Annotated in this window: 8 protein-coding genes and 1 tRNA gene; 4 read left to right on the top strand and 5 right to left on the bottom strand. The window is 38.3% G+C overall.

Features of this window, described 5'->3' with window-relative positions:
* Position 1: 1 nt before the first annotated feature.
* Both AC07M3_RS18350 and AC07M3_RS18345 read left to right on the top strand, forming a co-directional pair.
* Positions 2 to 77: transfer RNA gene (locus tag AC07M3_RS18350), tRNA-Asn, on the top strand.
* A gap of 56 nt (positions 78 to 133) precedes the next feature.
* The gene (locus tag AC07M3_RS18345; RefSeq protein WP_494567989.1) at positions 134 to 577 is read left to right on the top strand and encodes a DUF2726 domain-containing protein; all 444 of its coding nucleotides are present in this window, start codon (positions 134 to 136) and stop codon (positions 575 to 577) included.
* A 10-nt stretch (positions 578 to 587) separates the two neighbouring features.
* On the opposite strand, the gene AC07M3_RS18340 is transcribed toward AC07M3_RS18345, so the two are convergent.
* From AC07M3_RS18340 to glnA, 5 genes are all read right to left on the bottom strand, one after another.
* On the bottom strand, positions 588 to 788 hold the full coding sequence (locus tag AC07M3_RS18340; RefSeq protein ID WP_494567988.1) for a hypothetical protein: 201 nt from the start codon (positions 786 to 788) through the stop codon (positions 588 to 590).
* Between the two features lie 103 nt (positions 789 to 891).
* Entirely contained in the window at positions 892 to 2,199 is a 1,308-nt protein-coding gene (locus tag AC07M3_RS18335) for a lipase family protein (RefSeq protein WP_494567987.1), read from the bottom strand.
* Positions 2,200 to 2,313: 114 nt separating this feature from the next.
* Entirely contained in the window at positions 2,314 to 3,192 is an 879-nt protein-coding gene (gene ubiA / locus AC07M3_RS18330; protein ID WP_494567986.1) for a 4-hydroxybenzoate octaprenyltransferase, read from the bottom strand.
* The gene (locus tag AC07M3_RS18325) at positions 3,189 to 3,698 is read right to left on the bottom strand and encodes a chorismate--pyruvate lyase family protein (RefSeq protein ID WP_494567985.1); all 510 of its coding nucleotides are present in this window, start codon (positions 3,696 to 3,698) and stop codon (positions 3,189 to 3,191) included. The genes ubiA and AC07M3_RS18325 overlap by 4 nt, the downstream gene beginning before the upstream one ends.
* A 125-nt stretch (positions 3,699 to 3,823) precedes the next feature.
* Positions 3,824 to 5,239, bottom strand: a complete 1,416-nt coding sequence (gene glnA / locus AC07M3_RS18320; protein WP_003650573.1) for a type I glutamate--ammonia ligase — start codon at positions 5,237 to 5,239, stop codon at positions 3,824 to 3,826.
* Between the two features lie 816 nt (positions 5,240 to 6,055).
* On the opposite strand from glnA, the gene AC07M3_RS18315 reads away from it, so the two are divergent.
* Positions 6,056 to 7,615, top strand: coding sequence for a peptide MFS transporter (locus tag AC07M3_RS18315; RefSeq protein ID WP_494567984.1), 1,560 nt, complete (start codon positions 6,056 to 6,058; stop codon positions 7,613 to 7,615).
* Positions 7,612 to 9,414: an aminopeptidase P family protein gene (locus tag AC07M3_RS18310; RefSeq protein ID WP_494567983.1), complete on the top strand. Its 1,803-nt coding sequence runs from the start codon at positions 7,612 to 7,614 to the stop codon at positions 9,412 to 9,414. The genes AC07M3_RS18315 and AC07M3_RS18310 overlap by 4 nt, the downstream gene beginning before the upstream one ends.
* Positions 9,415 to 9,455 lie beyond the last annotated feature (41 nt).

Below are 9,455 nucleotides of genomic sequence, written 5' to 3'. Positions count from 1 at the left end.
TTCTCCAATAGCTCAGTCGGTAGAGCGACGGACTGTTAATCCGCAGGTCCCTGGTTCGAGCCCAGGTTGGAGAGCCAAGATTCTTAAAAACCCACTCATCATGAGTGGGTTTTTATTTGTATGATGCCTTCACATGTTCGAATCGAGTCACTTATTTTTTATTGTTTTAGGTTGCATCAGCACCTGCATTTTTCTTGCTGTTTGTTTACGCCCCTATTTATTTCCAAAACAAAAATTCTTTGCTCGTCCTGTCATTACCAACTTTGAAATTCAGATGTTTATCCGTTTAAAACAAAGTTTTCCAAGTTATCATGTTTTAGCACAAGTGGCTTTTAGCGCTTTAATTACCAGTAAGGACTATAAAATTCGTAGTCAGTTCAACCGAAAAGTTACTGACTTTGTTGTGCTTAACGATAAGATGGAAGTGATTGCCATTATTGAGTTAGATGACCCTTCTCACCTTGAAAAAACGGAAGAAGATCGTATTCGTGATCAAATGCTCACAGAAGCAGGTTACACTGTAAGACGCTATACAAACATTCCAAGTGTACGTCAGCTACAAAAGGATATTCATTAAAAAACCGCTGTTATTTCTTTTCAGAACTTGCTGCTTCTTTTTCAGCTATTCTTTTTTCCATTTCTAAACGTTGCTGCTCATATTGTTTTTTAGTCTTAGCATCACTCTTTGCAACCAAGAAAAGAATTCCAATAATCAGGAAAGGAATAAGCAAACCTAATCCCATTAATAACCAAGGAACAGATTTTTTTTCAACAGGTTGCTGGCTCATAAATGCTTCAAACTCAAACGGTATCGATTTTAAGGTGTGTAACAATATAACAAAAAGGGCCCTCTTTAGGACCCTTTTAATTTGAATATATTCAATACAAAAATTATTGTGCTATTCCTGTACATTCAACATTCTTACTAGCATCTATTACCGATGGATCAAGCACTATATTTGTTTTAGCTGGCATCTTAGATTGAACAAATTGATAAATTTCAGCATTTCTACATACAATCGCTTGAGTATGAGCAGCCCCTAGAACAGGCACAAATGTCACATCAGTTCCCATTTTTTTAAGCCCCTCTTGTAAGGCAAGAGTAACAGGATATGGTACAGCCATATCAGCAGTCCCCTGAACAATCATAACTGGTGAATTAATTTTTTTAGTTGCTGGCTGATTATCGTCTAAGAACTTTTTCACAGTTGGGTTTTCTTGGAAGTTACCAGCTAAACCAGGATAATCTAAAACTGTTTTACCAGTATTAGTCGCAAGAAAGTCACGAATATCATCTGCAAATTTATTATGCAAATCAGTTAAACATACGCCATTTTCACCAGTAGTCCCCTCTGCGAACTCAGCTACACTCTGAGAACGTTGTTGGAAAATTTCACGATAATTAAATTTAGGTTCATAGGCTGTAATACCCACTGTAGTATATGCAGCATATGCGAGTAGCTCAGCATACACTTCTACAGCCGTACCAACAGGTGCAGTACCAGCCTGCTCTTTCACAAGAATGTCTTTAATTGCTTGCGGAGCAACTTTAGAAATAATATCGCCAAGGCTAGAAGCTGGTGCTGTTGCAACCGCTCCTTTGTAGTTACTGTCGTTATTAGCAAATTCAGCTGTTCCTAATGAAGCATGGCCTCCTTGGGACTGTCCAATTGACATCCATGAACTATTTAACTGACTACCGTAATGATCCTTCGCAGCTTTAACTGCTGCAATTGCAGATTTAGCCTCACTTCCTAGATTAAGGTATGGATGCATCCCTCTAGTACCTAAACCTTCATAGTCTGGAGCAATCACGACATAGCCAGCTGCCAACAATGTATCCGCTAAAATTTTGAAACGTGGATTAATTGTATTATTACTTGGCGCACAGCTATCGCCTACGCCTACAGTGCCATGTTCCCATACAACTACACGATAACCATCTTTAGGTTGAGCAATTTTAGGGAACATTACTAATGCTGTTGCTTCTGCTGTTTTCCCTTGAACATTTGCCATGTTATAAGTCATGACTTTTATAGATGAAGCACCTTCTAAACTATCCTTAGAATAGGCTTTTTCAGAAATATAAGTTTTATTAGGGTTCACACCAATATAGTCATCATCATCGTCATTACATGCTGCAAGAAATAATGTTGAAACCGATAATGTTATAGCTAAAGCAATTTTTGACCGTTTCATAAAATATCCTTTTTATGTTATGTGTTATTTATTCCGCATATTTTTATGCACAAATATTAAGACATAAAAAAAGTGCTCTGCATAGAACACTTTTCAACCTTACGGTCATTTTTACTATATGAAATTTAAAAATATTCCCAGAAAAATGATTAATCCAACCCAGCGATTGTGACGGAATGCCCAAAAACAGACTTGAGGGTTGCGGTCTTTGGTTTTAATTGTTTGATATATAAAATCGAATGCTACAATCACTAATGCAATGATCGCCCATGGAAATAAAATATTTTCTAAATACAGTGCAGCACCAATCAAAACAAGACTGGTTGCTTGTAAAAGCGCAATAATCTGGATGTCATATCGACCAAAAAGAATAGCTGTAGATTTCACACCAATCTTTAAATCATATTCACGGTCAGTAATGGCATATTGAGTGTCATAAGCGACTGTCCAAGCTAGATTACCAAAATAAAGAAGCCAACACGTTATATCTAACGGCTTACCCATCGCAGTAAATGACATTGGAATTCCCCAAGAAAATGCCATACCTAAAACCACTTGTGGTAAATGGGTATATCTTTTCATGAAGGGATATATAAATGCTAAAACTAATCCAGCTAGAGCACAATAGAATGTCGCTAGAGGTAAAAAGAACAACGTACAAGCGCTAGCAAATACTAGCGCTAAAAATACATATATTGCTTCTCTCGGACGAATTATCCCAGTTGCTAATGGACGTGTTTTAGTGCGTTCAACATGTGCATCTACTTTTCGATCAGCAAAGTCATTAATGGCACAACCAGCAGCACGCATAAAAATTGTGCCTAAGACCATTGCCAAAAGAATATGCAATGGCGGCGTTCCTTCTGCCGCAACCCAAAGTGCCCACATGGTTGGCCAAAAGACGAGTTCTGTTCCAACTGGCTTATCAAACCGACATAGATAATAGTATGCTTCTAAACGCTGACGCCATGTGGTATCTGTTGCAGTCGTCATAGTAGTTCCTTGTCGTTCTGCTGATGTAGAAAAGCTTCAAAAGCTGGTAAGAATGTTTCTTGGACTATAAATTTACACCCATGCCAAGTATAGCAACTTTGTCGCGTCCACCCTTCTGGCAAATGAATGACACGGCGGTCACAAAGTGGTGTGGTTCTTTGAAATAGAAAAAATCCAATCGGTGTAGAACCAATGTGCTGGAATATGCGGGCTTTTTTTTGTAGGCTTAAAATAGGAAAAATACTTTTTGCTTTAACCCAAGGTTCTGCCTCACTGCCATATAAATAAGTCTCGCGCACCCATGAGGTGTGAGTATGAGGCATATTCATCCATTGGCTATCTGCAAAAGTTAAACGCTGAAAGTGTTCTTTAAAAGGTTTTACACTGAACTGACCACCACCAAGTTCAGTCAATTGTTGAGTCAGAGAACCAGATGCATACAACCATGTTTTCAACTCAGGATTTAAAGTCTTTTCCTGTTTAAGTACTGGTTGCCGTTTACGCATAATCTGCTCACATGAAAACTCGCACTTAGTTTAACCCAATTTTTTGATAAAAAACGTAGAGAATTCAATCAACATTCCAAGCAATAAAAAAGCCTGCATAAGCAGGCTTTTTATGAAAATACGTATTACAAGCTGTAGTACATATCAAACTCAACTGGGTGAGTAGTCGTGTTAAGACGACGTACATCTTCAGTTTTAAGTTCGATGTATGCATCAAGCATTTCTTTAGTGAACACGCCGCCTTTTAACAAGAATTCGTGATCTGCTTGAAGTGCTTCAAGAGCCATATCTAAGCTATGAGCAACTGTTGGGATTTTTGCTTCTTCTTCTGGAGGAAGATCATACAAGTTCTTATCAGCAGCTTCGCCCGGATGGATCTTGTTTTGGATACCGTCGATACCAGCCATTAACAATGCAGCGAAACCTAAGTACGGGTTCATCATTGGGTCTGGGAAACGAGCTTCGATACGCTTACCTTTAGGGCTAGAAACGTATGGAATACGGATAGACGCAGAGCGGTTACGCGCTGAGTAAGCAAGCATGATTGGTGCTTCGAAGTGAGGAACCAAACGCTTGTATGAGTTTGTAGATGGGTTTGTGATCGCATTCAATGCACGAGCGTGCTTGATAACACCACCGATGAAGTACAATGCCATTTCAGAAAGGCCTGCATATTCATCACCAGCAAACAAGTTCTTGCCATCTTTAGAGATAGACATATGAACATGCATACCAGAACCATTATCGCCTACCATTGGTTTAGGCATAAAGGTTGCAGTTTTTGCATATTGGTGTGCAACGTTCCAAACAGCATATTTGAATTGTTGAACTTCGTCAGCTTTACGTACAAGTGTATTGAAGCTCACACCAATTTCTAATTGGCAAGAAGCAACTTCGTGGTGGTGTACTTCTACACGACCAGGGCCCATGATGTCTTCGATTTTCGCACACATTTCTGCACGCATATCTTGTGAAGAATCAACTGGAGGAACTGGGAAGTAACCGCCTTTAACACGTGGACGGTGACCAGAGTTACCAGACTCGTAGTCTTTACCAGTAGACCAAGCAGCTTCTTCAGCGATCAATGTATGACGAGCGCCAGACATATCGATGTCCCACTTCACTTCATCAAATACAAAGAATTCTGGTTCTGGACCAAAGAATGCAGTATCACCGATACCTGTAGATTTTAAGTATTCTTCTGCACGGCGAGCAATCGAACGTGGGTCACGCTCATAACCTTGACCAGTTGAAGGTTCAATAACGTCACAAGTCACAACTACAGTTGGTTCAGCAAAGAACGGGTCAACAAAACCAGTTTCTGCATCTGGACGTAAAATCATGTCAGATGCTTCAATGCCTTTCCAACCAGCGATTGAAGAACCATCAAACATTTTACCGTCTTCAAAAGTATCTTCATCAATAGAATCAGCTGGGTAAGTTACGTGCTGTTCTTTACCCTTAGTATCAGTAAAGCGAAAATCGACCCATTTTGCGCCACTTTCTTGTATGAGTTGAAGGACCTTGTTCGCCATGCTCATTTTGCTCCAATGAAATTTTGTTGCACTTGTTAAGTGCGTGTTAATTGCTAGTATATATTAAGCAAATCTCATACCAACTTTATAAGACTTACCTAAAACATTGAATTGCTTATAACTATCCATGATTTAGGTCCCTTGTCTTGAACCCATTATACTGTTTGCATAGTTAAATGCACCATATTCAGACATTTTCAAATTATGGCATACAAGAATAGCTCACAATCGCCCTAATTTAGTGCAAAATTGTTGCGCTAATATGAATCATCGCATCAATATCTAACAGTAATTCATGATCATAATACTTTCTTATATAGAAAGCTGGCATTCTTATTACAATGAATAAAAAATAATAAATGATGACTTATGAAATTCTAACCTTTCGATGAGAGCTCTACATCTACTCATGCCTTTGCAAAAAAGGCTTTAATGTAAATATTGCCTTGAAAAGTAATTTTCAAAAAAATTTAAATAGTCCTCTTTTGCGTTATACCTCACTCATTAAAATACTGAGGTTTTCTGAAATTATTTTTCTTTTTTACAGCACTTCTATTTTAAGACTCGTTAAAACAGCTTAATTCTTATTTTCCTTATGGAGTTCTCTGCTGTGAGGCAAGTTTTGATCAGCTTTGGTGCGTAATAATCTGATAGCTTAGCTTTTCACGATATAGTTTTTCACTTTTCCATTTTTTACCATTTGTTATATACCTTTTTTATACATGACCAACTTGCTTTTCAATTTAAAAAAAACTAAAAAATAAAACATAACTTTTTTTTATAATTAAACAAACTAAAAGTTTGGTTTACTTGACTACAAATATGTTCAAAGGATTTGAAATGAAGCATGAACTCGAACAATGCGACACAGCTTTTTTCGGCCATCCAAAACCCTTAAAAACTTTATTTTTTACTGAACTGTGGGAACGGTTTTCTTACTATGGAATTCGTCCCTTATTGGTTCTTTACATGGTTGCGATGGTCAATGACGGTGGTTTAGGTCTTGATCGTCCTACCGCAGCTGCAATTGTAGGGTTATTTGCTGGCTCTATGTATTTAATGACCGTTTTAGGCGGTTGGATTGCCGATAACTGGTTAGGCCAAGCAAGATCTGTCTGGTATGGTTCCATCATTATTGCATTAGGTCATTTATCGATTGCACTTACTCCTATCTTTGATCAATTCTTTTTTTATTTCGGTTTAGTTCTTATTGTTATTGGTTCTGGATTGTTTAAAACCTGTATTTCAGTGATTGTCGGAACATTATATAAAGCCCAAGATAATAGACGTGATGCCGGCTTCTCCATTTTTTATATGGGAATTAATATAGGTTCTTTTATTGCTCCTCTTCTTACAGGCTTATTAGCACGGGATCATAACTGGCACTTAGGTTTTGGTATAGGTGGCCTTGGGATGTTAGTTGCATTACTTATTTTTCGTGTATTCGCTATTCCACAGCTACAAGCTTTTAATGAGTTGCGTCAAGAAAATGACAATTGGAATAAACCAATTGTTGAAAATAAAAATGCGCCAAAAATTGCTTTATCCTTTTTACTATCTGTCGCAGTCGTTATTGCCCTGACCTCCTTTGGTGTAATTCATATCAATCCGGTCGCGGTAGCAACTTACTTAACCGTAGGAATCGGCGTTGGTATTATTGCTTACTTTGCATATTTACTACTTTTCCTGAATTTAGAGCAGCATGACAAATTTAAAATTATTATTTGCTTTGTTTTATTAGCAGCATCTGCGCTATTTTGGTCTGCCTTTGAGCAAAAGCCCACAACTTTTACTTTATTTGCACAAGATTATACGGACCGTATTGTTTTCGGATTTGAGATCCCAACTGTATGGTTTGAATCAATCAATGCCCTATTTATTATTGTTTTTGCTCCAGTTGCAGCTTGGCTATGGGCGAAGCTAGGTAAGGCAAATAAAGACCCAAGCTATATCAGCAAATTTATTATCGCATTGTTATTCGCAGCAGGCGGCTTTTTGCTCATGTCTCTTGCCAGTCATTTTGCTATTAATGGTGGGGCAGTTTCACCATTTTGGTTAGTCGGTACTTTATTTTTTCTTACCATAGGTGAACTTTGCCTAAGCCCGATTGGCTTATCAACCATGACTAAACTTGCACCTGATGTCATCCGCAGTCAAATTATGGGTCTGTGGTTTACTGGTTCAGCTTTAGGTAATCTGATAGCAGGGTTGATTGGAGGACATGTATCGGCAGATGGCATTAATCACTTACCTACCCTCTTTATGAGATGTGTTTTGGCGTTAGTGATTGGCGCAATCGTGTTATTTTTATTAAAGAAACCTATTTATAGATTAATGAACAAAAGTACCAGTAAAGTTCAACCTGACTTGGAAACCATATGACCAATTTAACTGTTCAAGAAAAGCTAGAGAAACTTCGTGAACTCATGCTTAACCAGCATGTTGATGTGTTAGTCGTCATGAGTGCCGATCCACATATGTCAGAATATTTACCGGATTACTGGAAAGCAAGGCAATGGCTTAGCGGTTTTAGTGGCTCTGTTGGAACACTTGTAGTCACTCAAAATTTTGCGGGACTTTGGGCAGATGGACGTTATTGGGTACAAGCCGAGCAACAGCTTGTGGGAACTGGATTTGAACTTCAAAAATTGACCAGTGATGAATCATCAACACATCTAGCTTGGATTGCACAAAACTTAACAGCAGGATCCGTCATTGCAGTAAATGGACATACCTTATCCATTCAACAATTTAAGGCGCTCGAACATACTGCAAGACTTAACAACTATAAACTCGAAACTCAACAAGATTTAATTGGAGCAATCTGGTCTGATCGTCCGGAGCTTCCTTCCAAAAAAATCAACTTGATGCCTGAAGGGTTAAACGCCCTCTCTCGTAAAGAAAAAATTCAGAATATTCGTGAAACTTTACACAGCAAGAATATTGCGGGTCATTTCATTTCATCTTTAGATGATATTGCATGGATCTTAAATGCACGTGGGCAAGATGTAGAATATAACCCTGTGTTCTTGTCTCATTTATATATTAGTGAAAAACAAACTATTCTTTTTATTGGTACTGAAAAAGTTGATATAACCATTCAACAAGCTTTAGCAGCTGATGGTATTGAGATTCGTAACTATGAAGATACGGCAACATTTTTAGCGAATATTTCTGATGTCTCTATACTTTTAGATCCAGCCAAAGTATCGATTTATCATGAACAAGCCATCGCAAAAGATATTCAGGTTGTATACGACATCAACCCGAGTACGCTTTTTAAATCACGTAAGCATGAAAGTGAAATAGCTCATATCCGTCATGCAATGGTTAAAGATGGTGTTGCCCTTTGCCACTTTTTCCACTGGTTAGAAAAAGCACTTCATCATCGTGAAACCATTTCAGAACTGACGATTGATGAAAAAATTACAGCTTTCCGTGCTCAGCAAGATGGGTTTATAGGGCCAAGTTTTTCTACAATTGCTGGCTTTAATGCCAATGGCGCTCTACCTCACTACCGCGCAACTGAGGAGCACTATTCATTTATTGAAGGCGATGGATTATTGCTAATTGACTCAGGTGGGCAATATGTAAATGGAACAACAGATATTACTCGTGTAGTTCCTGTGGGCACGCCAACACAACCACAAAAACGTGACTATACCTTGGTTTTAAAGTGTCATATTGCTTTGGCCAAAACGATTTATCCAGAAGGTTTAGCTGCACCGCTACTCGATTCAATTTGTCGCCATACCTTATGGCAACATGGTTTAGATTATCGCCACGGAACAGGTCACGGTGTAGGCTTTGCTCTTAACGTTCATGAAGGACCGCAAGTACTTTCTTATTACGCGCCAGTTCATGCCTATAGCAAATTGCGTGAGGGAATGATTCTTTCCAATGAGCCAGGACTTTATCATGAAGGACAATACGGTATTCGCATTGAAAATCTGGTGGCAAACCGTCTTCACTCTGGGTTTGAAAAAACCTATGGTGAGTTCTTGGAGTTTGAAACGCTAACACTTTGTCCAATTCATTTAGATTGTATCGTTGTTGATATGCTTAACAACGAAGAAAAAGACTGGCTAAATGCCTATCACCAAATGGTTCAAGAAAAACTAGCTGAACATTTGTCTGGAGAGGTTTTAGACTGGCTGATTTACAACACTCGTGCGATTTAATCTGCTTTTCTAACTAAGGCAGAATACTTTTTAGTTCTAAT

This window comes from Acinetobacter sp. GW821-FHT09D10 (assembly GCF_059416285.1).
This window is presented reverse-complemented; position numbering and strand designations above follow the sequence as displayed.